Raw genomic sequence first — 24,203 nt, forward strand, 5'->3', positions numbered from 1 at the left:
CTTTCCCCGAAACTCTGTTTTATACGTTCTGTACAGAACGTTTTGCATATACTTTCTGATTCTTATATGGATCTGGTCTAAACAGCAATACCAAAAGAATAATCGCAAGCAAGAAGCCTGCCGCTGTGCCGGCTGTAAATCCACCACCAACTGCAAAGGAACCAATCTGATATACACAAAGCGCTACTACATATGCGAATACATTCTGGAACAAAATTGCAAACCAGAACCATTTTCTGGACTGCATCTGCTGCGCCATTGTAGCAATCGCTGCCAGACAAGGAGAGTCAAGGAGATTGAACAAAAGGAAAGAGAAAGCTGCCATAGCTGTCGGGAACCATGCTCCTACTCCTGACGCTACATTCACTGCATCCTCTACGTCTCCTTGTACACTTGCCAGAGTACCCATCGTAGATACAATCGCTTCTTTTGCCGTAAAGCCAGACAACGATGCCGCCACCGGTTCCCAGGAACCAAATCCAAGCGGTGCAAAAATCGGTGCGATCACTCCGCCAATCGCCGCAAGAAGACTGTCCGCGCTATCCTCTACCAATCCGAAGCCACCTTCCGCAAATCCATAGCTGCTTAAGAACCACATAACAACGCATGCAAGGAATAAAATTGTTCCGGCTTTGATAATAAAGCCCTTCAGTCTTTCCCAAACATGAAGAAGAACTGTCTTTACCTGTGGAAAATGATACTGCGGCAGCTCCATTACGAACGGAGCCGGTTTACCAGAGAATGGTTTTGTCTTCTTTAAGATAATTGCAGATACAAGCACTGCTACGATTCCAATAAAGTACATCAGAGGAGCAATGAAAGAACTCTCTGCGTATCCTGCTGCTTCTCCTGCAATCACGCCGCCCATCAGGGCAATAACCGGAAGCTTTGCTCCACACGGAATAAACGTTGCCGTCATAATTGTAAGACGTCTGTCGTTATCCTGTTCAATCGTCTTGGAAGCCATAATCCCTGGAATTCCGCATCCTGATGAAATGAGCAGTGGAATAAAACTCTTTCCTGACAGTCCAAAATGACGGAATACACGATCCATAACAAAAGCGATACGAACCATATACCCGCAGTCCTCAAGGATAGACAAAAACAGGAATAAAATCGCCATTTGAGGAACGAATCCAAGCACTGCTCCAAGCCCCCCGATAATACCGTCTACAACCAGTCCCTGTACAACTACACCTGTTCCTATGCGCTCAAGGAAGCCGCCTGCAGCGTTCTGAATTGTTACTACAAACACGTCGTTTGTCCAGTCTGTAACGAATGTACCTACAGTTGTTACAGATACGTAATAAACAGCCCACATTATAAGAATAAAAATTGGAATACCAAGGATACGATTTGTTACAATCCGGTCAATCTTATCGGATGCGGTCAGCTTTTCTTTTCCTTTCTGTACAGTTGTTGTTATAATTTTCTGTATGTATTTATATCTCTCGTCGGTTACGATACTCTCCATATCGTCGTCATGGTTTTTCTCAATCTTGGTTCGCAGGTCAGCAACCGTAGATCGTGCGACGTCAGAAAGCTTTACAGCCTCCACGACCTTGCTGTCGTTCTCGAGGAACTTCACTGCATACCATCTCTTCTTCTCCTCGGTAATAGAATCCGGAAGGAGCCCTTTTACATCTTCAACCGCTGCTTCCATTTCTTTAGAGAAAATTTCTCCCGGAAGCCTTGTCTCTTTCTTCTTTGCAACCTTGACAGCTTCATCAATCAGCTCCTGAAGTCCTGTCTGTTTCAAAGCGGACGTCTCGACGATTGTACAGCCAAGCAGCATAGAAAGGCGCTTTGTATCAATCTTAATCCCTCTCTTTTCAATCAAATCCGCCATATTCAGTGCAATTACCACGGGGACACCCGTTTCGATCAGCTGTGTTGTCAGATACAGATTGCGTTCAATATTTGTGGCGTCGACAAGATCCACGATGACATCCGGATTCTCATTGAGCACATAATCACGGCTTACCACTTCCTCCAGTGTATATGGCGAGAGGGAATAAATCCCCGGAAGATCTGTAACAACAACTTCTTCTCCTTTTGCCTTTTTGCTTTTTACTTTCCCCTCTTTTTTCTCAACTGTAACTCCCGGCCAGTTTCCTACATACTGGTTTGCTCCAGTCAACGCGTTAAACATAGTAGTTTTACCGCAATTTGGATTTCCGGCAAGTGCAATCTTAATTGCCATTCCTTTTTACCTCCTTAACGTCTGTTGTCGAATTATGTTATGTAATCCTATTTTACCTGTACACACTGCGCATCATTTTTTCTTACAGAAAGCTCATATCCTCTTACAGTTATCTCTACAGGATCGCCAAGTGGCGCCACTTTTCTGATATAGAGCTCGCTACCTTTCGTGATACCCATGTCCATAATACGGCGCTTGTACGCACTGTCCCCTTCAATTTTTGTAACAACAACGGTGCTTCCTACTTCTGCGTCTCCTAATGTCATTGTCTTTATCTCCTTTCCCTGATGTAAAACTTTATATATACAGCAAAGCTTCCGTCTTTTCAGACCATAATATGCCTCGCCATATCAGCATTAATAGCGACCCTGGAATCTTTAATATTAACGATCACATTTCCTCCGATTGCGGACAGTACTGTAACCTCCGCGCCGGTTATAAATCCCAGGTTTTCCAAGAAACGTTTTGTCTCCTCATTTCCGCCTACTCTGCGTATGATATTTGATTCTCCAATACCAGCCATTGTCAACGGCATCCTTCATCCTCTTCTTTCTTTACAAAATTCGTTACAGCCATGAAACAAATGAAAAAATTCAGATTAAAATTGATAATCTTTTTCATTTTATCTATTCATTCAACAGTTAGTATATACTAACACTAATTAGTTGTCAAGGACTTCTTTATACCTTTTTCATTCTTTACTTTATATTTTGTTATATTTGATGTTATAAACCGGATATGTTATACTAACTATTATGTAAAGTGACGTAGTGTAAACACCCCCGCACTGCCGCTATATCAAACAGTACATAAACTATAGAAAAATGAGGTGTATCTATGATGATGAATGTAAATGAATCTGCTGAAAATTATCTGGAAACTATTTTAATATTAAGCAACACACACCCTGTTGTCCGTTCTGTAGATATCGCGGCAGAACTTGGATTTAAAAAATCCAGCGTCAGTGTAGCTATGAAAAAGCTCCGGGAGAATAATCATATTATCGTATCCCCTGAAGGATATATTACGCTGACCGAATCAGGAAAGGAAATTGCCGACCGTATATATGAGCGTCACACGCTGCTATCTTCCTGGCTTGAGAGACTCGGAGTGGATCCTAGTATAGCTGCTGCCGACGCCTGCCGGATTGAACATGTCATCAGCGCAGAAAGCTTCGAGGCAATCAAAAACCATATTAAAGAAAAAGCAAAATAAACAGATAAATAAAAGGAATGTATCGAATAAAAAATTCTTTCTCAATTCAAAGACAGACAGAGTTCAAAACTCTGCCTGTCTTCTTAATTTCCGTTCACATAATTGATTTTACATATATACTACATCTGTTAAATTGTTTCTATAGAATAAACTTTTCCTTCTCCCTGCCTAGTGCAGCGCACCATCCATATCACAACAAATATGGCTACAGTCAATTCCGTAATAGGCATGGCAAACCAAAGTGCCTCTCCCCCTGCCACAGCCGGCAAAAGATAGATAAAAAAGCTGCTGATCACCATTCCTCTCGCAACCGAGACAAGAAAGGAGATTTTCGGTTTCATTACAGACTGAAAATAATACGTAGAAAAAATATTCAAGGGAAGCAATAAAAATGAAATTCCATAAGCCCGAATAATCGAAGGCGCGATCTGAAGCACATTTTCTGTCGGCTCCATAAAAATTTGTACAAACATATTGGGCACTGCCAGGGATAAGCCTGTCCATATTATACTGAAAAATCCGGCTGAAAGCAGCGCATATCGCAATGTCTGCCGAATCCTGTCCCATTTTCCTGCGCCGAAATTTACGGAAATAATTGGCTGTGCTGCCTGTCCTACACTATATGCACAGCACTGTACAAATGTACTGATATTTACAATAATCCCATATACTGCCAGCGCGTCTGTGCCTGCATATTTCATAATCTGCCTGTTAAACAGCATCGTCAGTATCCCCATCGCCACATCTATAAAAAATGTCGCAAACCCATTTACAGAAATCTGTCGCAGTTTATAAATCAGACGTTTCGGTCTTACCAGCCGCAATGTATTCGTCCTGGCAAAGAAATGTGTCAGCATGATGAAAAAAGAAATCGCTGCTCCGACAGCAGTTGCAAGACCTGCCCCAAATATTCCCATATCCAGCACAAATACAAAACAGTAGTCTCCGAAAACATTAAATATACCGCCGCTTAAAACAGCTTTTGTAGCCAGTCCCGGCGCATTATCATTTCTTAAAAATGCAGCGAGCATCTGGTTAAACAGGAAAAACGGCACAGCAAATTTTACTGGAAGTAAGTACCGTTCTGCCAGAGGAAGTAATGTCTCTTCCGCCCCAAAAAGAACCAGCATCTGTCTGTCAAAGACAGCTACTGCAATCCAGCTTACCACCGCAAGAATACATGCTCCAATAAGAGCTGCCGTAAAATATTCGTTGTCTTCTGTTCCCCCTTTTTGTTTCCCCCTGACAGCACCAAACAAGACAGAACCACCTATACCCATAAGCAATCCAAGACTATATATAATATTCCACACTGGTGCAACGACCGCCAAGGCAGCAGTGCCGTCCGGCCCCTGATATTGTCCCACCATTGCCATATCCACAACTCCGTAAATAGAAGTAATTAAAGCGCTTCCAAATGCGGCAGATAAATATTTAAAGTAAAGTTTTTTCACATTTTCCTTTAAAAATTCCATTGTATGCTCCTTTCTCTGTCTTTTAACATAAACAAAAATGTACTTTGCACACCTTTTATACCGAAACGCAGCTGTGTCAACAGCCATGTTCCGCTTACGCGCAGTGTACAGCCACTTGGAGGGTTTTATTGTATATTCCTATACAATAAAAAAGCCAGATAAACTAACAGACATTTCAGCCTGTCACCTTATCCAGCTTGCCATTTCCTGTGAATGACTCACCCTCCGAGTGAACACCTGTACTATATCAGATATTTCTTTAATTGTAAAGACCTTTTTTCTCTAGAAATTCCTCTAGAAATTTCTTTTTTTAATATCGCATGCTATACTTTTATCTACCGAATGTTCTCTAATACTGTTTTTAATTCTCCGGCAGATTTTTTCAGCTTCTCGTTTTCTTCTTCACTAAACGCTATCTCCAGCACCTGCTCTGCTCCTTCATTTCCGACAATTGCCGGAATACTTAAGCATAATCCAGAGAGACCGTATTCTCCATTCAGCAAAACAGACACCGGCGCTACAGTGTGGCTGTCGCGTACAATTGACTCGGCAATCCTCGCGGCCGCCATTCCGATTCCATAGTAAGTCGCTCCTTTGCGCTCAATAATCTCATAAGCACTGTCCCGCACTGCATGATAAATCTCATCCATCTCCTTTGCAAAGCTTTTGTATCCTTTCATTCTGGCAAATTCTTGAAGCGGAATCCCATATATGTTTGCACAGCTCCAGGCAGCCAGCTCGCTGTCTCCATGCTCTCCGATAATAAAAGCATGTACATTCCGGCTGTCTACTTTCAGTTTCTCACTCAAAATATATTTCAGCCTTGCCGTGTCCAAAACAGTTCCTGATCCGATTACCCGAGACGGCGGGAATCCCGATTCTTTCAAAGCTACATATGTCAGAATATCCACTGGATTAGAGACAACCAACAGAATTCCTTCACATTTGACTCTTTTTATCTCTCCTATCACAGATTTCATAATCTTTGCATTTTTCTGTACTAAATCCAGCCTGCTTTCTCCAGGCTTCTGATTTGCCCCTGCTGTAATAATAATGACAGATGCATCCCGAATGTCTTCATATCCTCCTGCATAAATATCCATTGCATGCGCAAACGGAAGCCCATGGCTGATGTCCATTGCCTCCCCTTCTGCCTTTTTTTGATTCGCATCCAGCAGAACAATCTCCGAAAAAGTTCCTTTCTGCATTAAAGCATATGCAATAGAAGAACCTACAAATCCACACCCTATTACTGCTGCCTTTTGTATATTAATCATCTAGAGCTCCTCCTTTCTTCGATAATCCCGACTATTTTACTAGGAATTATTTATATTTTCATTATACAGTATTTTCCGCAGATTACAAGCATTTATACATAAAAAGAATGTGCTTTGCACATTCTCGCGCCGAAGCGCGGCTGTGTCAGCAGCCATTTTCCACTTGCGCGCAGTATGCATCCACCTGGAGGGTTTTATTGTATAGGGAACAAAGTTTCCTATACAAAAAAAGACACAGATGCATTCCTTTCTCCCAGCATCTGTGTCCGACAGTTTTTCTATTTCTTAATTCTTTTCTCTAAATAGACAGGCTTCTCTTATCATACAGGAAACGTTCAGAAAGCTCTACATTGAATCCCTTCGCCAAAGCTCTGAAATCATCCGGCTCAATCGTCTGTCTTTTCTGTGGTACCATAGACATTACTTTGATCAATATTTCCGCAGACTTTTCAATGGTATGCATGAGTCCAAAAGTCAGATCAAAGTCTTCTCCTGAACAAAACATACCATGATGCGCCCATATAACCGCATTATACTGCTCCATCAGTTTACTTGTCGCCACTGCAATGTCACGGCCTCCCGGCACCATCCAGCCTACGACGCCGACACCTTCCGGAAATACAACCGGACATTCTGTCGCCATCTCCCAAAGCTCTCTGGTAAATACTTCATCATTAAGCGGAAGGACAAATGTCAATGCAATCGTATTTGTCGTATGTGCATGATAAATTACTCTGTGTTTTCCACCCGTAAGTTTTTTCTTTATTTCATGGTTCATCAAATGTGTCGGCAGCTCACTCGTCGGATTTCCTCCCTCTGCAAGTCCCCAACGGATGCGATAATTATTTCCACTTCCATCTACTTCGATAATCGCCAGACATGCCTCTGGATCCACAATAATATTCCGAAAATATTTTCCACTTCCTGTTACGAGGAAATGTTCTCCTGCAAGTCCCGGTACAGAAGTACCAATTGGCTGCCAAGATGCAGTTTCCGAAAGGCGCTGGCGGATTGCATCTACTTCACCCTTTTTCAGGCGGTAAGACAAATTACCACCGTTTCTTTCATGCCAGCCCTGCTGATATCCATCTTCTGCCATTTTGACAAAATCCTGGAGAAATTTACACTCTAAGACTTTCATACTTTACCTCCTATGTTTTCTTTGAATCCCACTGTTTCCATTACTTTTCACCAAATACCACACAAATTTATGTGGTTTTTATTAGTTTTCTTTTTATTATATGTGGTTTTCCGTTGTTTTAATTGTACCACATTTTTTGTGAAATGCAATACATAATCATATAGAAACTATAGTTTTAGTAACAGTTCATCCATACAGTGTGCGGGAAGCATAAAACATGCCTGCATGTTTTTGCGAGCGTACATCTGTATGAGCTTAAGCGCCCATCAATGAGTAAAACGGTGGCGGCAGCCACGATAAGCACGCAGTGCGGTTTTACGAATGGCGCGGGCTGAACTGTTACTAGTTTTATAAAAAAGAACCCTCAATTTTCGACATTTTTCTTTTCTCTTTTGCAAATAACTGTTATGATAAATATATAACGTCGGTGTACACTGACGCTAGGTTTTAAATAGAAGAAGGGTTTTTATATATAGTAGTTTTTCACACCTAAATCCTTATAGAAATGCCAGGAGGTACAAAAATGGAACAAGAAAACAAAGCCAATGAAATGACATCTCAAAGTCCAGAAGTAAAACCGCAGATAACAGAAGATATAAATATGCAAAAAGAGAGCGAAACTGCCAGCTCTCCCGAGCAAGCTTTCCACGACACAGCCGGTAAGGACATACAAGAGCCCAAAGTAAATCCAGAAGTCTACGAGGCAGTTTACAAGGAGATTCTGGAAAATCTTCATGCTTTTACGCCTTCTGATCAGGTGGCATGCAGAATTACAGAAGATCATATCACCTCCTATTTGGAAAACAACCATGAAGAGCGCGTTCTTCAATACAAGGAACGTCGTGAGAAACGCTTTTTTTCTACACTGGAGCTAATCGCAGTTCTAGCTTCTATTGTTCTGATTGTATGGGCGCTTCAAGATAATTCCGCTATTTTAGTCACCCTGCTCTATATCATAGCAGGGCTTGGCGCCTTATTTATATGGAAATCTCCGGATAAACTGGGATTCTCTTCAAAAACAAAATCTAAAAAAGACGTTGATGATGAATAAAGACCGCTGCGGCTTAAACGGGCTTCATTCAGCTTGTTTAAGCCGCAGCAGTCTCTTCTTAATTGTATAGCAAATTTCGTTTTCTATAAAATGAAACCTCCGGGAGAGGGATGCATACTGTGCACAAGCGGGAAATGACTGCTGACACAGCCGCGCTTGGGCGCGAGAATGTGCAAAGCACATTCTTTTTTACTTTTTAAGCTCTTAGTAATTCTTAATCAGACTGGTTTGTCCAAAACCGGTGTCATCAACACTTTCCCCGTTCCTCTGTACACATTTACAAGACCTTCTCCGGAAGCAGCCGATCCAATCAATGTTTTTCCAGAACGTTCTACTGTAAAATTCAGGCTTCCACTCCAGGCAATCGCCATATTCCCGTCAATCTTCAATGTATCATTATTAAGTGTAATCTCAATAAGTTCTTCTTTCGGACAAGGTGCCTCCAGGCACACAATCCCATTCCCCATAACTCCCAAATTAAAAAGCCCCTCACCGCCAGCCACTGCTGATGACAGATTAGAACGCATTACTGCTTTGTGCTGAAGTCCCGCATCACATGCCAGGAACAAGCCATCATCCAGTACCACAGAACCATTCCACTCTCCTACATCCAGTAGAATGATATATTTATATGTAGGCTCTAGTACCAGTGTCCCTGTGCCTGTATATTCCGGCTTAATTGCTGATTCTCCGGTTGCTTTTCCCCGTACCGCTTTGCCTAAGAAATCACCCACACTTTTGATTCCCGTTGTAGCATTGACATCTCCTGCCATCCACTGCATAGCTCCTGCCTGCAATACAACAGACGACTGATTCAACACACATACCACTTGTCTCTTCCGGATATTCATGGCATTGCAGTAATACGCTACTATCGCTGATTCTGGCGTAACGCTTAAGTCTCTTTGATATTCAATAACAGAAAAGCTTCCTTTTGAATCCAGCACTTTGATGTCATCGTTATTAAACAGATTCGAAATATGATACATAATTTTTCCCCTTTCTTTTTGCAAACTGCCGCTATATCTATTCTATCATTAAGAAAGAGAGAAATCACCAACTCATTTTATAATATCAAAGCATATTCATCAAATATATTTTCTTTCCTAGTTCATGGAGCCTTTGTTTTACAGGTAGTACATTTCAAGGAGCATCCTGTGGGCGTGCCCGCACATCCACCTAAAGCAGTTTCCTTTAATTCCATCGGCATATTCTTACCTACCCGATACATTGCTTTTGCCATCTCATCAAAAGGAATTTGAAATGTTATACCACTTAAAGCAGTCTGCGCACAGGCAATCGCATTTAAGGCACCTAAAGAGTTTCTGCTTTGGCAGGGAATCTCTACCAGTCCTGCCACTGGATCACAGACTAATCCGAGCATATTGGCAAGTGCCATTCCCGCAGCATTTAAACACATCTGTGGCGTCCCTCCCATTATCTCTGTCACTGCAGCTGCTGCCATCGCAGAAGCAGAGCCAATCTCTGCCTGACATCCTGCCTCTGCCCCAGAGACGGACGCATTTCTCATCAGAAGATACCCGATCGCGGCAGCGCAATATAGTCCGCGATATACTTTTTCATCTGTGAAATTTTTTTCTTCTTGTAACGCCAGCAGTACCCCCGGGACTACCCCAGATGACCCTGCCGTCGGCGCAGCGACAATCAGCCCCATAGAAGCATTGACCTCCAGCACAGCCATACTATAGGTGATTACACGGTTCATAAAAGAATCACAGACACTGCCTGTACTTTTCCCAAATATAGCAATCTTCTGCGCCTCTCCTCCTATTAATCCGCTGATTGATTTTTCTGGATGTATCAGTGGTGTTTTTATCGACGCTTTCATAATATCCAGTATTTTGTGCATCTTGACCTCTATTTCCGCTTCTGTTATTTCTCCGTTATCTATTTCACGCTGCTTCATAATCGCAGAAATGACTGTCTTTTCTTTTTCACACAAATTTAATAATTCTGCTCCTGATTTAAAATCCATAACTGCCTCCTACAACTGAACCAGTAAAATTTCCTGTACGGCCGGATTCTGCTTAATCTCTTCTAGTATTGCTTCCGGTATCTTTTCGTCTGATTCTATCACTGTATATGCAAATTCCCCTTTATTTTCACGAAATAGTCTCATAAATGCTATGTTCACATTTTGACCTGCAAGGCTTTGGCTGATATGGGCTGCTACTCCAGGCTTATCAGATTGCTTTACAATCAAGGTACTGTACTCCCCAGTAAACTCTACATGGATTCCATTGATGCGTGTAATTTTTATTTTTCCGCCGCCGACGGACTCCCCCCTTATACACATCTTCTTCCCTTTACATCCCTCTAATTTAATGTCCACCGTATTAGGATGATCCGGTACTGTCTCCGTATCCAGAATGTATTCGTAGGAAATACCTTGTTCTTTTGCATGCTGGAACGATTTACGAATACGTATATCATCTGTTTCAAATCCAAGAATCCCCCCAAGCAGAGCTTTATCTGTTCCATGTCCCTGACAGGTTCTGGCAAAAGAACCATACAAAATAAACTTCACATTTCTTATACGATCCTGGAACATCTTCCATGCCATCCGTCCAATTGATGCGGCACCTGCTGTGTGCGAACTGGACGGGCCTATCATATTAGGCCCTAATACATCAAATATACTTAAAAATTCCATATTTAACTCCGCCTCCCATACTTTGTTACAATACAAAAACCCGTTTTATCTATATAGTACCCCATATTGGTAAATACTACTATATAAAACGGGTTTTTTCTTAGTCAATTCCAACCACTGTATAATCCTGTTCTTCCACTGTCTTTTTCAGTACATCATCAGATACCTCTGCATTTAATACAACAACTGCTGTGCCGTCCTTATGGCTTACCGCCGCCTCATCCACCTGTGGAAGCGCCTCTAAGCATTTCTTTACTCTCGCCTCACAGTGCTCACACATCATTCCTTCGATTTTCATTGTTTTTTTCATTGTTGTCTCCTCCTGTTTTTCATTCATTTTATTTTGTTTTATTTTTTTATCCCTGGCTGCATCATACATTTTAACCCAATTCAGACGCAGTGCATTTGTCACAACACAAAAGCTGGATAAGCTCATAGCTGCTGCTCCAAACATTGGATTCAACTGCCATCCAAAAATCGGAATCCAGATTCCCGCAGCCAGCGGAATTCCTATTATATTATAAATAAACGCCCAGAAAAGATTCTCATGGATATTCCTAAGAGTTGCACGGCTTAAACGGATTGCCGCCGGTACATCACTTAATCTGCTTTTCATCAGAACTACATCCGCTGCATCAATGGCAATATCCGTCCCCGCACCAATAGCAATTCCCATGTCTGCTCTGGTAAGTGCCGGTGCATCGTTTATTCCATCTCCCACCATGGCAACCTTCCCTTTTTTCTTCAGCTTGCGGATAATACTTTCCTTTCCATCTGGTAATACGCCTGCAATCACTTCATCTACTCCAGCCTGACGTCCAATTGCCTTAGCGGTACGCTCATTGTCTCCGGTCAGCATAACAACATGAATTCCCATATTCTGCAGCTCTTTTACTGCCTGTGGACTGTCCTCTTTTATTACGTCCGCTACTGCAATAATCCCCATCAGCTTTCCATCCCTACTAAAAAACAAAGGTGTCTTTCCATCCTCTGCAAGCTGCTCTGCTCTCTTTTGTATTTCGTCAGAAATAATAGCTCTTTCTCTGATAAATTTCAAATTTCCGCCCTCCAGCAAGCTTCCATTTAGTCTTCCAGAAAGCCCGTTTCCTGGAACAGCATGGAAATCCTGTGTCTCTCCTGCAGGAGCAATACCTTTTTTCTGTGCCTGCGCCAATACTGCATGAGCCAGGGGATGCTCGCTTTTTTTCTCCAATGCATAGGCAAAAGACAACAGCTCTTCCTCAGTCATTTGATCTGCCAGAATTATATCTGTCACACGAGGTTCCCCGCTTGTGATGGTTCCAGTCTTATCTAATGCAACAATCTGCATCTTTCCTGTTTCCTCCAGGGATACTGCCGTCTTAAACATAATTCCATTCTTCGCGCCCATACCATTTCCAACCATAATCGCAACAGGCGTGGCCAATCCCAACGCACAGGGACAACTGATTACCAAAACAGAAATTCCTCTTGCCAAAGCAAATCCAACAGTCTGCCCGAGCAGAAGCCATACAATGATCGTCACTACAGCAATAGAAATTACCGCCGGTACAAAAACACCTGACACTTTATCTGCAACTTTTGCAATCGGCGCCTTTGTAGCTGCCGCATCACTTACCATCTGGATAATCTGGGACAAGGTGGTATCTTCCCCTACCCTTAAAGCCTCGCACCGGATAAATCCGGAATTGTTCAGCGTCGCCGCAGATACCTGATCTCCCGGTTTCTTATCAACTGGAATACTCTCTCCAGTAAGGGCAGACTCATTAACTGCACTGTTTCCATCCAGTACAATTCCATCCACTGGTATGTTTTCACCGGGGCGCACTACAAAAACGTCTCCCTTTCTCACCTGTTCAATTGACACTTCTACTTCCGTACCTTCTCTCAGTACAGTAGCTGTCTTTGGCGCCAGTTTCATCAAGCTCTTTAAAGCATCCGTTGTCCTTCCTTTTGAACGTGCCTCCAGCATTTTTCCAACAGTAATAAGCGTCAAAATCATTGCTGCTGACTCAAAATAGAACTCGTGCATATATGCCATTACACCTGCCATATCTCCACGCATCTGTGCGTCTGTCATAGCAAATAGCGCATAAATACTGTACCCATAAGAAGCCGTCGCTCCTAATGCCACCAAGGCATCCATATTCGGTGCTCTGTGCCATAAGCTTTTAAAGCCACTGATAAAAAACTTCTGGTTAATCACCATGACAATCGATGTAAAAAGAAGCTGTATTAACCCCATTGCAACATGATTGCCATTTAAAGCCGCTGGTACTGGCCAGTTCCACATCATATGCCCCATAGAAAAATACATCAAAGGAATGAGGAAACACAGCGAAGCAATCAGTCTTCTCTTTAATAACGGTGTTTCTCTGTCTTTCAGAGAATCTTCCTGCGTTGCCGCCAAAACAGCACTGCTTTTCTTCTCTTTTCCTTTTTCTTCTGCCCCATATCCAGCCTCTTCCACCGCTGATATAATGGCCGCCGCATCGGCATCCCCTTCTACTCCCATTGAATTTGTCAACAGGCTCACAGAACAGGAGGTCACTCCCGGGACTTTGGAAACTGCCTTTTCCACACGTGCGCTGCAGGCGGCACAGCTCATTCCCGTCACCGTATATTGTTTCATTGTTTCTCCTCCTCGCTTACCGCATCAATTTTTGTAAAGTCGTAACTAGTTCATCAATTGTCTCTTCTTTACCTTCCCGTATATCCTCTGCCACGCAAGTTCTGATATGGTTGGAAAGAAGCTCCTTATTGAAACTGTTTAACGCAGCATTCACTGCAGATACCTGGATCAAAACGTCTGTACAGTATGCATTATTTTCTACCATTTTCTTTATTCCCCGTACCTGCCCTTCGATCCGACTTAAGCGGTTTATTAAATCCCTGCTCTCTTTTTCTGACCGTTCTTTTGTTTTATGTGTGCAACAACATTCTTTTGTTTCTTTCATTTTCTTCACCTCTGTTTCAGATTATATACCCTCAAGGGGTATATTTCAAGTTTATTTTTTATTTTGAGATTTTTTCTCATAATTTATTTTTTTAAATATAGGATTAGGGTGTCAAAAGGTAACTTTTGCAAATGCTTCCGGCAATTTTCACAAAAAGATAACTTGCCAGACGACTTTATGCGCAATGGAGATGAAACTCAAAAATCACAGAATCCTTTGCTGACGCGATTTTCGTATTAGGAGGTTCATCAGAATGTTCCGCGCACCGAAATCTGAAAAGTTACCTTTTGACACCCGAATCTAATATAGACAAAAAATCCGGCACTGGTTTCCCAATGCCGGTGTCTCCTGACAAATCCTTTTACAGCCCACTCATTCTGTGAATTACCATGGATATATTCGCATAAATAAAATTGCCGCCGCTTCCTACCATGTTCAAAGTAATAGGGGCAGTTGCCGCTTCTATAATCTGCGTAAAGGCAACATTACTGGTATCCGTTGATGTCTGGAAGGTATGATAAACCGATGTCCCCGGAACAGCGGCACCCTGCTGCTGTAAAACCAGAGAAAGTGCCAAAGGAAAATCTACTCCGCTTGCCGGAGAGAGTGTGCCATGGAAAGACACATAATAATATCCCGGCGTTTCTATTGTAAAGTCTGCACTTCCTTCTGTATGGCTGATCGAAGTTCCATTTGAAGCATTATTTCTATCAAAATCCAACGTAGCTCCACTGGTTCCCGGATGAGGTGGTGTCGAATACGCTGACAAAAATTCCCGCGGCGTATCGCCGCCGCTTCCTGTTTCTCCTCTTGGAATTACAAAGTCAAATATCGCATTGTTTTCATCCCCTCGGTTTGTCACTTCCGCATTTGTCCCTGGCTCTCCTGTTGTCACCGTCCCAACCTGAATTGTTGCTGCTGTTCCTGTTGCCCCGGTAGCTCCGGTGGCCCCCGCTGCTCCGTCTGCTCCAGTCGCTCCTGTGGCTCCGGTAGCTCCCGCTGCTCCGTCTGCTCCAGTCGCTCCTGTGGCTCCGGTCGCTCCTGCTGCTCCAGTTGCCCCACGTGGAATTACAAAGTCAAATATCGCATTGTTTTCATTCCCTCGGTTTGTCACTTCCGCATTTGTCCCTGGCTCTCCTGTTGTCACCGTCCCAACCTGAATTGTTGCTGCCGTTCCTGTTGCTCCGGTAGCTCCGGTGGCCCCTGCTGCTCCGTCTGCTCCAGTCGCTCCTGTGGCTCCTGCTGCCCCATCGGCCCCAGTCGCTCCGGTTGCTCCAGTTGCTCCACGTGGAATTACAAAGTCAAATATTGCATTGTTTTCATTTCCTCGGTTTGTCACTTCCGCATTTGTTCCTGGCTCTCCTGTCGTTACTGTTCCAACTTGGGTCGTTGCCGCCATTCCTGTAGCGCCTGTAGCTCCGGTGGTACCAGTGGCTCCGGCTGGGCCTGTTGCTCCAGTCGCTCCGGCTGGACCCGTTGGTCCGGTGGCTCCCGTTATTCCAGTCGGACCGGTTACTCCCGTTGCTCCAGTCGGACCGGTTACTCCACGCGGAATTACAAAGTCAAATACCGCGTTGTTTTCATCTCCTCGGTTTGTCACTTCTGCATTTGTTCCTGGCTCTCCTGTTGTCACCGTCCCAACCTGAATTGTTGCTGCTGTTCCTGTTGCTCCAGTCGCTCCGGTGGCTCCTGCTGCTCCATCGGCTCCAGTGGCCCCACGTGGAATTACAAAGTCAAATACCGCGTTGTTTTCATCTCCCCGGTTTGTCACTTCTGCATTTGTTCCTGGCTCTCCTGTCGTCACCGTTCCAACCTGAATCGTCGCTGCTGTACCGGTAGCACCTGTTGCTCCAGTGGCTCCGGTCGCTCCAGTTACTCCAGTGGCTCCGGTCGCCCCAGTCGCTCCGGTCGGCCCTCCAGATGGGCCAGTCGCTCCGGTTGGGCCTACTGGTCCCATTCTTCCTTCAGGTCCTCTTGGACCTCTTGGGCCTGTAGCCCCGGGTCTTCCAGGAGGGCAGGGCGGACAAGGAGGCGGACAAGATGGTTTTTGATTGCATCCACAACGAACCGATTGCTCCTGCATCTCTTGATTTCTTACTTCCTCATCCTTATTTTTCTTAAACCATAACATATATTTTTCCTTCATTTCTTATAAACTTCTCTATTAATATATGTTCTGAATTCTTTTTTGCCTATTCTGCACTGCCACCCTGCCGATATTTTTGAAAATATACTTTATTTTTTAGATAGTAAACGGAATCCGGTCTATATCTTCCAGCCATCTCATTGTACTGCTCTGCTAATTTCTGTTTTCCTATTCTATCATAACATACACACAAAGAAATAGCGGGAATAAAACCATAGCAATCCTCCTGCACAAATGCACCTGATTCCGTTTCTTTCTTTGCTGTAAAAGCCTGTTTGTACCAGTAAATCGCCTGCTCATACTGTTCCCTGTCAAAAAAGTGCTTTCCCAAATCACAGCAGGTCTCTCCCCGCGGCACATCATACTGAAATGCGCACAGAAGCGAATACAGTGCCTTTTCTTCTTCTCCCATCTGGTAAAAACAAAAAGCCAACTGCCGCGTTGCCTCTATCCGGTTCTCGATCCAACCATCCTTTCGTTTTAAAAACTTTTCCAGAATTTCCCTGCTCTTTTCATATTGTGCATGTGCGCACAATTCTCTGCCGTAATAATATAAAGCCCGACTGTCAAAATATGTCCCTTCCTCTTCCATCTGTCGATATATCCGCAGATTTCTCTCTCCTGCCGAAGGTTTCTTTTTTCTATGTTCGATCGGAATATTTCTGCGCAAAATTTTTCCCGATGGAGGAATCACTTCATGTACTCTCCCCTGGAAGAAAAATCCTCTTTTATTTTTTACAATCCTTTCTCTGTAATAAGAGAATACAGGATTTCCCCTTTCATCAAATGCTGTCTGATACGGAAGCATGACCATATCTGTATCTTCTGGTAACGTATCTTTCATTTTAAGAAATTTTGCCGCATTTTCCTCTGAAATCACGTCATCTGCGTCCAGCCACATACAATATTCCATATTTGCTTTTTCAAAAGCAAAATTTCGTGCCGCTGCAAAATCATCTTTCCATGGATAATAATATATTTTATCTGTATATTTTTCTGCTATTTTTTCAGTCCCATCCTTAGAACCCGTATCCACAATTATAATTTCATCTACAAGTTTTTCCGCCCCTGTCAGACATCTGTCCAACACTTCCTTTTCATCTTTTACAATCATACAGAGACTAATTGAAGCCATAATTTTGTAATCTCCTTTTTATTTTTCATTTTATGAAAACACAAAAAAGAAGATACACCTATACCGCTTTCCGTCTCACTTTTAAACTTTTTCCATCAAAACAGGCTCATCTGCTCATAGTCCTGCGCTCTCTTAAGCGGTGCCGGTATTTTATGCAATAAATCTCTGGTACTTCTTCCCTCTAATATCCAGTCAGATACTTCATCTCGGTCTAAAATAAGCGGCATGCGGGCATGTACTGGAGAAACAGACACATTCGCTGTTGTAGTTAAAATTGAGAATCTTCTCTGTCCATCAAACACCCCATAACATCCCGCCATAAAAAGGGGCATACCGTCATCACGAAAAAAAGCACTTTTTTCTTTTCGTATATTCCATTCATAAAATCCCTTTGCAGGGATGACACATCTCCGGTTTAAAATATTTTCCCGAAAGGTTTTCTTTTCCAGAGCGCTTTCAGCCCTGGAGTTAATAAGAAGCTGCCCTTTCCCGTAACCAGGAAACCCCCAGTTCATAAAATCTGCCGATACGTTTTGCTGATATTCAAACAGTACCGCCGCCTCCTGCGAAGGATAAATATCTCTCCCTTTGCCGTAAACAAAAAGTTTTTTCTCCAAGCTTCTCACAAGCTTTTCTATCTCTTTCATTGTTTCATCATCTATATAATATCTACCGCACATATTCTTCCTCCTCACCTATAATTATATCCATTTTCTTTTTCTCTTACAACGGCCTTGTCCGTTTTTCATTCTCTGTGAAGTCCACATACAAAGAACCGGCAGAACTACTGTCCTGCCGGTTCCTGACTCATTTCTTATTTTTTATCTTTTCACATGAAAAGCTTCGAATCCCGGATATACCGCACTGTTATTTAATTCCTCTTCAATTCTTAACAGCTGATTATATTTTGCCACACGTTCACTTCTGCTCGGCGCGCCTGTCTTAATCTGGCAGGTGTTCAGCGCCACTGCCAGATCGGCGATCGTCGTATCCTCTGTCTCTCCTGAACGGTGGGAAGCAATTGCCGTATACCCTGCTTTATGCGCCATTTTGATTGCCTCTAATGTCTCAGACACAGAACCAATCTGGTTTAATTTAATCAAAATAGAATTGCCGCAGCCTTGTAAAATTCCTTTTTTCAGTCTTTCTGTATTTGTTACAAACAAGTCATCACCGACAAGCTGCACCTTCTCACCTAACTTACGTGTCAGAAGCTGCCATCCTTCCCAGTCTTCCTCATCCAGGCCGTCCTCGATAGAATAGATCGGATACTTATCGCAGAGCGCCTCCCAGTGTTCAACTAACTCTGCTGAAGTAAATTTCTTCTTGCATTTGGGAAGTACATATTCGCCCTTCTTTTCTCCCTTCCATTCACTTGACGCCGCATCCATTGCAAGTACAAAATCTTTTCCCGGCTCATATCCTGCCTTTTTCACTGCTTCTAAGATGTATTCGATTGCCTCTTCATCACTTGCAAGATCAGGCGCAAAACCACCTTCATCGCCCACAGAAGTTGCCAGCCCTTTTTCTTTTAAAAGTGCTGCCAATGCATGGAATACCTCTGTACACCAACGCAGTCCTTCCTGAAATGTAGAAGCCCCTGCCGGCATGATCATAAATTCCTGCACATCCACTGTGTTTGCAGCATGTGCCCCGCCGTTCAAGATATTCATCATAGGAACCGGAAGACAATTTCCATTGATTCCTCCTAAAAAGCGATACAGGGGAATATCCAGGGAAATTGCCGCTGCCCTTGCACATGCAATAGAAACAGCCAGAATTGCGTTTGCCCCCAGCTTAGACTTGTCCTGTGTTCCATCCGCCTCTATCATAGCCTTATCTACCGCATATATATCTGATGCATCCATACCCTCTAAGGTATTGCAAATAATTGTATTAATATTTTCCACTGCTTTGGAAACCCCTTTTCCTCCAAAACGGTTCTTGTCTCCGTCTCTCAATTCCAAAGCTTCAAATTCACCTGTAGAAGCACCACTCGGCGCTGCCCCTCTCCCAATCGTGCCGTCTGCCAGATGTACTTCAGCCTCAACTGTCGGATTTCCTCTGGAATCAATAATTTCACGTCCTATTACCTTTTCAATTTCTAAATAATCCATATAATACGTCCTTTCCCATGGCAGCTCCTTTTTGTCCTGGCTCAGGTATTACAGGGCAAAAAGGAGTTCTCCATGACTTATTCACATGTGGTTAGTTATTTCTAACCTACTATATTCTACCAAAACTTTTTCTCGAAATCAACTCATTATATGAGAGATATTCTCATTTTAAACATTTTAGGTATTTCAGATACAATTCTTCCTATACATTTTCTCCTATTTCTGTTTAAAATATACATATCTGTTTTCTGTCTCTTAAAAGGTAACAGTTCAGCCCGCGCCATTCGTAAAACCGCACTACGTGCTTATCGTGGCTGCCGCCACCGTTTTACTCATTGATGGGCGCTTAGCTCATACAGATGTACACTCGCAAAAATATGCAAGCATGTTTTATGCTTCCCGCACACTGTATGGCTGAACTGTTACCTTAAAGGATATTTTTTCCGCATAGAACAATTGCTTTTTTTATATACCTGTGCTATGTTTGTTACGAAAGGGCGATTCTGATTTTCAAATACTACAGACGCCCATACTTCAAACGTAAAAGAAGGGAGAAACATATAATGGTAAACGAAAAAGTAGCAGAATTATTGAATACGCAGGTAAACAAAGAATTTTATTCCGCATATCTCTATCTTGCATTTTCTAATTATTTTTCAGATGCGGGCCTGGATGGATTTGCCAACTGGTATCAGATACAGGCGCAGGAAGAACGTGATCATGCCATGCTATTTGTACAGTATATGCAGAACAATGATATTCCTGTAACCTATGAGACCATTGAGCAGCCTAAATTCAATGCAAATGAACATATCGATATTTTAAAAGCTGCATTAAACCACGAGCGTTATGTAACTGGATTGATTCACAATATTTATGGAGCTGCAAGCGATGCAAAGGATTTCCGTACAATGCAGTTTTTAGACTGGTTCGTAAAGGAGCAGGGGGAAGAGGAGACAAACGCTTCTGATTTGATTAAAAAAATGGAGCTTTTTGGATCTGATCCGAAGAGCCTGTATTTGTTAGATCAGGAGATGGCTGCCCGTACCTATGCGGCTCCTTCTCTTGTGCTGTAATTTTTACTCTGACAAGTGTCTGAAAAAAACAGAAATTCCAATCATTTCAATACCAAAATAGTAAATACGAGCTGGACTCTTAAAAGTCCAGCTCGTACTTTGATGCTGACATATTCATAAAGCTTATTTCCCTTTTTCCAGAAGATGCTTTAACAGTTCATGTCCTTTTTCTTGAAAAATTCCTGTCTGCTCTGCTGTTTTTTCACAATAGCTTTCTTTTCCTTCTGCTTTTTGTGTGCTGTCATACAAAAGATATGGCACAGGACTGCCAGTATGCGTTCTTAGACGTATCGGTGTCGGATGATCCGGAAGCACCAGCATACGGAAAGCTTCCCCTGCTTCTCTCAGCTTATCTGCTACCGGCCCGATAATCTGCGCATCAATCCGTTCAATCGCCTCTATTTTATCTTCTATATTTCCTTGATGTCCCATCTCATCCGGCGCCTCAATATGAATATAGACAAAATCATATCCTTCCTCTGTCAGTGCTTTTACCGCAGCATTAGCTTTTCCCGCATAATTTGTATGAAGTCCCCCGTTTGCCCCCTCCACTGTAATATTATACATATCGGCCCCTACTGCGATCCCTTTGAGCAGATCTACGGCAGAAATCATTGCGCCTTTGACCCGATTCTTTTTCTCAAAAGATGTAAGCACAGGCCGCGTACCAGCACCCCAGAACCATGCAGAATTTGCCGGATTTAATCCCTTTTCCTTACGTGCCTGGTTCACTGGATGATCTTTTAATATAGCATAGCTTTTCTCCATCATTTCCCGCAGTACAGGATCAGACGGCAGGTAATCTCCAATCCTTTTTGTCAATATATCGTGGGGAGCAGTCAGCTCTCTTACTTTTCCATTTTTCCAAACCAGTAAATGCCGGTAGCTTGTTCCCACATAGAACGCATAGCCGTCTTTTTTCAGCCCTTCTTTTAATGCGTTTAGAAGGATGGCTGCCTCCTGTGTTGTGATTTCACCGGAGCTGTGATCGAGTATTCTTCGTTCCTCATATATATCGCCTTCTTCTGAGAGTGTGACAAGATTGCAGCGGAAGGACACATCCGAAGGAGTCATGTCAACCCCCACGCTCAATGCCTCCAGAGGAGAACGTCCGGTATAATATTTTTTTGGATCATACCCAATCACTGATAAATTCGCAGTGTCACTTCCCGGCGCCATTCCTTCCGGCACAGTGCGCACCATTCCAATCTCTGCATCTCGGGCAAGTCTATCCATATTTACTGTCACCGCCGCCTCCAGAGGTGTCTCTCCTCCTAGTTTTTCGAGTGGTTCATCTGCCATTCCGTCACACAGTACAATTATGTATTTCATACGCCTTCATGCCCTCTTATTCTTCTATCCGGAGCATATGCAGAATTCCCGGGAATTCCGCCGCATTTCTGCTGTATTCCCCTTCTGTCATCACACCGGTTACAAATCCAAATTCATTTGCAAGCTTCTCTACCTTTACTACATCAATCGCTCCAAATTTACTTTCCAGGTGCGGCTTCATCGCCTCCGCATCTCCGCTGATACGCACAAAGAATCGTTTTGAAGTCTCTTCTATCGGGAACAGCTCTACTTTCTCGCTCTCCCACATAGTCATTACATTTTTGTTTAAATGCTTTGCCTCGTCCACTACATCAGCTACCACTGCACTGGCGGTTGGCAGCTTCCCTGCGCCGCTTCCATAGAACATTGCATCTCCCAGCACATTTCCATGTACAAAAACCGCATTAAAAACACCATTTACACTGTATAGCGGATGTTCTTCAGGAAGAAGATACGGAGCTACAATTGCATGCAGATGCTCCTTTTCTCTTCTGCTGGAAGCAAGAAGCTTGATTGTCATTCCCATTGCCTTTGCATACATCATATCTTGTTTTGTAATCTTTGTAATTCCTTCTGTATAAATGTCCTCAAAATCTACCTGATAACCTGAAATCAGACTGGAAAGAATCGCAATCTTACGGCATGCATCGTATCCTTCTACATCTGCTTCCGGATTACGTTCTGCGTATCCCTTTTCCTGTGCTTCCTTTAACACCTCGTCATAGTCCGCACCTTCATAAAACATCTTCGTAAGCATGTAATTTGTCGTCCCATTTAATATTCCGGTAATCTCTTCAATCTCGTCCGCTGTTATAGAAGAGTTCAGCGCACGTATAATCGGAATTCCTCCCCCTACGCTTGCCTCAAACAGAAAATTAATATTTTTCTCTTTTGCAATCGACAAAAGCTCTGCCCCATGCTTTGCCACCAGAGCTTTATTCGAGGTCGCCACGCTTTTTCCAGCGAGCAGACTTCGTTTTACGAACGTATATGCAGGTTCAATACCTCCCATCACTTCCACTACGATCTGGATCTCTGGATCATTTACAATCACCTCAAAATCGTGTACCAGCTTCTCCTGCACCGGATCGCCCGGGAAATCCCGCAGATCCAATACGTATTTGATATAGACTTCATCTCCTACTCTCTGATTAATCCGCTTTCCATTTGTATTGATTACTTCTACCACACCGGAGCCTACCGTTCCATATCCCAACACTGCTATATTTACCATCTTTTTCTCCCTTCTCTACTGTTTGTTGTTGTCCGTGCCTCTTCCACTGACATTATGCGTCCTTTCTGCTCAGATAAGCATTAATAAACGTATCCAGACTGCCATCCATCACCGCATTTACATTACTTACCTCTACATTCGTCCGATGGTCTTTTACCATAGTATACGGCTGCATGACATAAGAACGGATCTGGCTTCCAAACCCGATCTCCTTGATTTCGCCCCGGATATCTGACATCTTTTCTGCCTGTTCCTGCTGTTTCATCAGATATAATTTAGATTTGAGCATCTGCATGGCCTTGTCTTTGTTCATATGCTGTGAACGCTCATTCTGACACTGTACTACAATTCCCGTCGGCAGATGCGTAATCCGCACCGCAGAGGATGTTTTATTGATGTGCTGTCCGCCCGCACCGCTGGAACGATATGTGTCAATCTTCAAATCGTCTTCATTGATCTCAATGTCGATATCCTCCTCTATATCTGGAATCACATCACAGGAGGCAAAAGAAGTCTGTCTCTTTCCTGCCGCATTAAAGGGGGAAATGCGCACAAGACGGTGAACCCCTTTTTCCGAACGCAGGTATCCATATGCATTTATACCCTTCACTTCAAAGGTAACTCCTTTGATTCCTGCCACATCACCTTCCAGATAATCCAGTACCTCTACGGCAAACCCTTTTTTCTCCGCCCATCTTACATACATGCGGTAAAGCATACCCGCCCAGTCACAGGATTCTGTCCCTCCGGCTCCGGCATGCAGGGTCACAATCGCATTGTCTTTGTCATAAGGACCTGTCAGCAGTGTCCGAATCCGGATTTCCTCGAACTCTTTTTCAAACTGTTCCAGTTCTTCCTCAATTTCTGCCGCCACTTCCTCGTCTGCTTCCTCTGCACTTAGCTCAATCAGAACCTTTAAATCTTCGTACTGGGCGCTTAACTTTTCGATCTGCTCTAGAAATCCCTGCAAATCCTTCAGTTCCTTCATCGTCTGCTGTGATTCTTCCGGATTGTCCCAAAAGCCTGGTTCCTCGATTTTCCTCTGCAATTCCTCTACCTGCTCATTCTTTGACGCTAAGTCAAAGTGAATCCCTCAAATCTTTCAGCGGCTCTTCGTAAGCAGACAATCTGTTTTTCAATTCTTCTAATAAAACCACCTTTTTCACCTCT

21 protein-coding genes are annotated in these 24,203 nt (G+C 43.2%); 3 read left to right on the forward strand and 18 right to left on the reverse strand.

Annotated features, from left to right (window positions below):
- Positions 1 to 19: 19 nt before the first annotated feature.
- Genes feoB through H8S37_RS05885 form a run of 3 tightly spaced genes read right to left on the reverse strand, consistent with a single transcriptional unit; the run spans position 20 to position 2,738 of the window.
- On the reverse strand, positions 20 to 2,203 hold the full coding sequence (feoB, locus tag H8S37_RS05875) for a ferrous iron transport protein B (protein WP_186875071.1): 2,184 nt from the start codon (positions 2,201 to 2,203) through the stop codon (positions 20 to 22).
- Positions 2,204 to 2,250: 47 nt separating this feature from the next.
- Positions 2,251 to 2,469, reverse strand: coding sequence for a FeoA family protein (locus H8S37_RS05880; protein ID WP_186875072.1), 219 nt, complete (start codon positions 2,467 to 2,469; stop codon positions 2,251 to 2,253).
- A gap of 59 nt (positions 2,470 to 2,528) precedes the next feature.
- The gene (locus H8S37_RS05885) at positions 2,529 to 2,738 is read right to left on the reverse strand and encodes a FeoA family protein (RefSeq protein ID WP_186875073.1); all 210 of its coding nucleotides are present in this window, start codon (positions 2,736 to 2,738) and stop codon (positions 2,529 to 2,531) included.
- A 308-nt stretch (positions 2,739 to 3,046) separates the two neighbouring features.
- Here H8S37_RS05885 and H8S37_RS05890 point away from each other — a divergent pair, with 308 nt between their 5' ends.
- Complete coding sequence (locus H8S37_RS05890; RefSeq protein ID WP_186875784.1) at positions 3,047 to 3,418, forward strand: metal-dependent transcriptional regulator; 372 nt, start codon at positions 3,047 to 3,049, stop codon at positions 3,416 to 3,418.
- 128 nt (positions 3,419 to 3,546) lie between these two features.
- Here the strand turns inward: H8S37_RS05890 and H8S37_RS05895 are convergent, their stop codons facing one another.
- From H8S37_RS05895 to rhaD, 3 genes are all read right to left on the reverse strand, one after another.
- Entirely contained in the window at positions 3,547 to 4,893 is a 1,347-nt protein-coding gene (locus H8S37_RS05895; protein ID WP_186875074.1) for an MATE family efflux transporter, read from the reverse strand.
- A 335-nt stretch (positions 4,894 to 5,228) separates the two neighbouring features.
- Positions 5,229 to 6,170 carry an L-lactate dehydrogenase gene (locus tag H8S37_RS05900; protein WP_186875075.1) on the reverse strand — a complete coding sequence of 314 codons (942 nt, stop codon included), beginning with the start codon at positions 6,168 to 6,170 and terminating at the stop codon, positions 5,229 to 5,231.
- Positions 6,171 to 6,468: 298 nt separating this feature from the next.
- Positions 6,469 to 7,311 (reverse strand): rhamnulose-1-phosphate aldolase, encoded by an 843-nt coding sequence (gene rhaD, locus H8S37_RS05905; RefSeq protein ID WP_186875076.1) that lies wholly within the window; start codon positions 7,309 to 7,311, stop codon positions 6,469 to 6,471.
- A 523-nt stretch (positions 7,312 to 7,834) separates the two neighbouring features.
- Between rhaD and H8S37_RS05910 the strand changes: the two genes are divergently transcribed.
- Positions 7,835 to 8,362 (forward strand): hypothetical protein, encoded by a 528-nt coding sequence (locus H8S37_RS05910; RefSeq protein WP_186875077.1) that lies wholly within the window; start codon positions 7,835 to 7,837, stop codon positions 8,360 to 8,362.
- A gap of 218 nt (positions 8,363 to 8,580) precedes the next feature.
- Here the strand turns inward: H8S37_RS05910 and H8S37_RS05915 are convergent, their stop codons facing one another.
- The 9 genes from H8S37_RS05915 to eno form a co-directional block, all read right to left on the reverse strand.
- Entirely contained in the window at positions 8,581 to 9,351 is a 771-nt protein-coding gene (locus H8S37_RS05915) for an AIM24 family protein (RefSeq protein WP_186875078.1), read from the reverse strand.
- Positions 9,352 to 9,473: 122 nt separating this feature from the next.
- A complete protein-coding gene (sdaAA, locus tag H8S37_RS05920) occupies positions 9,474 to 10,358 on the reverse strand; it encodes an L-serine ammonia-lyase, iron-sulfur-dependent, subunit alpha (RefSeq protein WP_186875079.1) in 885 nt (294 codons plus the stop codon).
- 9 nt (positions 10,359 to 10,367) lie between these two features.
- Entirely contained in the window at positions 10,368 to 11,036 is a 669-nt protein-coding gene (gene sdaAB / locus H8S37_RS05925) for an L-serine ammonia-lyase, iron-sulfur-dependent subunit beta (protein ID WP_186875080.1), read from the reverse strand.
- 100 nt (positions 11,037 to 11,136) lie between these two features.
- A complete protein-coding gene (locus tag H8S37_RS05930; protein WP_186875081.1) occupies positions 11,137 to 13,668 on the reverse strand; it encodes a heavy metal translocating P-type ATPase in 2,532 nt (843 codons plus the stop codon).
- Positions 13,669 to 13,684: 16 nt separating this feature from the next.
- On the reverse strand, positions 13,685 to 13,993 hold the full coding sequence (locus H8S37_RS05935) for a metal-sensing transcriptional repressor (RefSeq protein ID WP_186875082.1): 309 nt from the start codon (positions 13,991 to 13,993) through the stop codon (positions 13,685 to 13,687).
- A 361-nt stretch (positions 13,994 to 14,354) separates the two neighbouring features.
- Complete coding sequence (locus tag H8S37_RS17405) at positions 14,355 to 16,124, reverse strand: collagen-like protein (RefSeq protein WP_279287353.1); 1,770 nt, start codon at positions 16,122 to 16,124, stop codon at positions 14,355 to 14,357.
- Between the two features lie 61 nt (positions 16,125 to 16,185).
- Entirely contained in the window at positions 16,186 to 17,274 is a 1,089-nt protein-coding gene (locus tag H8S37_RS05945; RefSeq protein WP_186875083.1) for a tetratricopeptide repeat-containing glycosyltransferase family 2 protein, read from the reverse strand.
- Between the two features lie 95 nt (positions 17,275 to 17,369).
- Positions 17,370 to 17,954: an SOS response-associated peptidase gene (locus H8S37_RS05950; protein ID WP_186875084.1), complete on the reverse strand. Its 585-nt coding sequence runs from the start codon at positions 17,952 to 17,954 to the stop codon at positions 17,370 to 17,372.
- 141 nt (positions 17,955 to 18,095) lie between these two features.
- Positions 18,096 to 19,391, reverse strand: coding sequence for a phosphopyruvate hydratase (eno, locus tag H8S37_RS05955; RefSeq protein ID WP_186875085.1), 1,296 nt, complete (start codon positions 19,389 to 19,391; stop codon positions 18,096 to 18,098).
- 563 nt (positions 19,392 to 19,954) lie between these two features.
- Between eno and H8S37_RS05960 the strand changes: the two genes are divergently transcribed.
- On the forward strand, positions 19,955 to 20,467 hold the full coding sequence (locus H8S37_RS05960) for a ferritin (protein ID WP_186875086.1): 513 nt from the start codon (positions 19,955 to 19,957) through the stop codon (positions 20,465 to 20,467).
- 123 nt (positions 20,468 to 20,590) lie between these two features.
- On the opposite strand, the gene H8S37_RS05965 is transcribed toward H8S37_RS05960, so the two are convergent.
- The 3 genes from H8S37_RS05965 to prfB form a co-directional block, all read right to left on the reverse strand.
- Entirely contained in the window at positions 20,591 to 21,799 is a 1,209-nt protein-coding gene (locus H8S37_RS05965) for a cofactor-independent phosphoglycerate mutase (protein ID WP_186875087.1), read from the reverse strand.
- A 16-nt stretch (positions 21,800 to 21,815) separates the two neighbouring features.
- Complete coding sequence (locus H8S37_RS05970; RefSeq protein WP_186875088.1) at positions 21,816 to 23,033, reverse strand: homoserine dehydrogenase; 1,218 nt, start codon at positions 23,031 to 23,033, stop codon at positions 21,816 to 21,818.
- Positions 23,034 to 23,085: 52 nt separating this feature from the next.
- A protein-coding gene (prfB, locus tag H8S37_RS05975) for a peptide chain release factor 2 (protein WP_186875089.1) occupies positions 23,086 to 24,190 on the reverse strand; the annotation gives its coding sequence in 2 pieces (ribosomal slippage) (positions 23,086 to 24,114 and positions 24,116 to 24,190; 1,104 coding nt in all).
- Between the last annotated feature and the right edge of the window lie 13 nt (positions 24,191 to 24,203).

The organism is Mediterraneibacter hominis (genome assembly GCF_014287475.1).
Taxonomy (GTDB): domain Bacteria; phylum Bacillota; class Clostridia; order Lachnospirales; family Lachnospiraceae; genus Mediterraneibacter; species Mediterraneibacter hominis.

Bases quoted from the DNA above. Each gene is read 5' to 3' on its own strand.
- H8S37_RS05950 (WP_186875084.1), bottom strand. From the start codon at position 17,954: ATGTGCGGTAGATATTATATAGATGATGAAACAATGAAAGAGATAGAA.
- H8S37_RS05945 (WP_186875083.1), bottom strand. From the start codon at position 17,274: ATGGCTTCAATTAGTCTCTGTATGATTGTAAAAGATGAAAAGGAAGTG.
- H8S37_RS05890 (WP_186875784.1), top strand. From the start codon at position 3,047: ATGAATGTAAATGAATCTGCTGAAAATTATCTGGAAACTATTTTAATA.
- sdaAB (WP_186875080.1), bottom strand. From the start codon at position 11,036: ATGGAATTTTTAAGTATATTTGATGTATTAGGGCCTAATATGATAGGC.
- sdaAA (WP_186875079.1), bottom strand. From the start codon at position 10,358: ATGGATTTTAAATCAGGAGCAGAATTATTAAATTTGTGTGAAAAAGAA.
- H8S37_RS05910 (WP_186875077.1), top strand. From the start codon at position 7,835: ATGGAACAAGAAAACAAAGCCAATGAAATGACATCTCAAAGTCCAGAA.
- H8S37_RS05965 (WP_186875087.1), bottom strand. From the start codon at position 21,799: ATGAAATACATAATTGTACTGTGTGACGGAATGGCAGATGAACCACTC.
- H8S37_RS05900 (WP_186875075.1), bottom strand. From the start codon at position 6,170: ATGATTAATATACAAAAGGCAGCAGTAATAGGGTGTGGATTTGTAGGT.
- H8S37_RS17405 (WP_279287353.1), bottom strand. From the start codon at position 16,124: ATGTTATGGTTTAAGAAAAATAAGGATGAGGAAGTAAGAAATCAAGAG.
- H8S37_RS05895 (WP_186875074.1), bottom strand. From the start codon at position 4,893: ATGGAATTTTTAAAGGAAAATGTGAAAAAACTTTACTTTAAATATTTA.
- H8S37_RS05935 (WP_186875082.1), bottom strand. From the start codon at position 13,993: ATGAAAGAAACAAAAGAATGTTGTTGCACACATAAAACAAAAGAACGG.
- H8S37_RS05930 (WP_186875081.1), bottom strand. From the start codon at position 13,668: ATGAAACAATATACGGTGACGGGAATGAGCTGTGCCGCCTGCAGCGCA.
- H8S37_RS05970 (WP_186875088.1), bottom strand. From the start codon at position 23,033: ATGGTAAATATAGCAGTGTTGGGATATGGAACGGTAGGCTCCGGTGTG.
- H8S37_RS05915 (WP_186875078.1), bottom strand. From the start codon at position 9,351: ATGTATCATATTTCGAATCTGTTTAATAACGATGACATCAAAGTGCTG.
- H8S37_RS05885 (WP_186875073.1), bottom strand. From the start codon at position 2,738: ATGCCGTTGACAATGGCTGGTATTGGAGAATCAAATATCATACGCAGA.
- feoB (WP_186875071.1), bottom strand. From the start codon at position 2,203: ATGGCAATTAAGATTGCACTTGCCGGAAATCCAAATTGCGGTAAAACT.
- eno (WP_186875085.1), bottom strand. From the start codon at position 19,391: ATGGATTATTTAGAAATTGAAAAGGTAATAGGACGTGAAATTATTGAT.
- H8S37_RS05960 (WP_186875086.1), top strand. From the start codon at position 19,955: ATGGTAAACGAAAAAGTAGCAGAATTATTGAATACGCAGGTAAACAAA.
- H8S37_RS05880 (WP_186875072.1), bottom strand. From the start codon at position 2,469: ATGACATTAGGAGACGCAGAAGTAGGAAGCACCGTTGTTGTTACAAAA.
- rhaD (WP_186875076.1), bottom strand. From the start codon at position 7,311: ATGAAAGTCTTAGAGTGTAAATTTCTCCAGGATTTTGTCAAAATGGCA.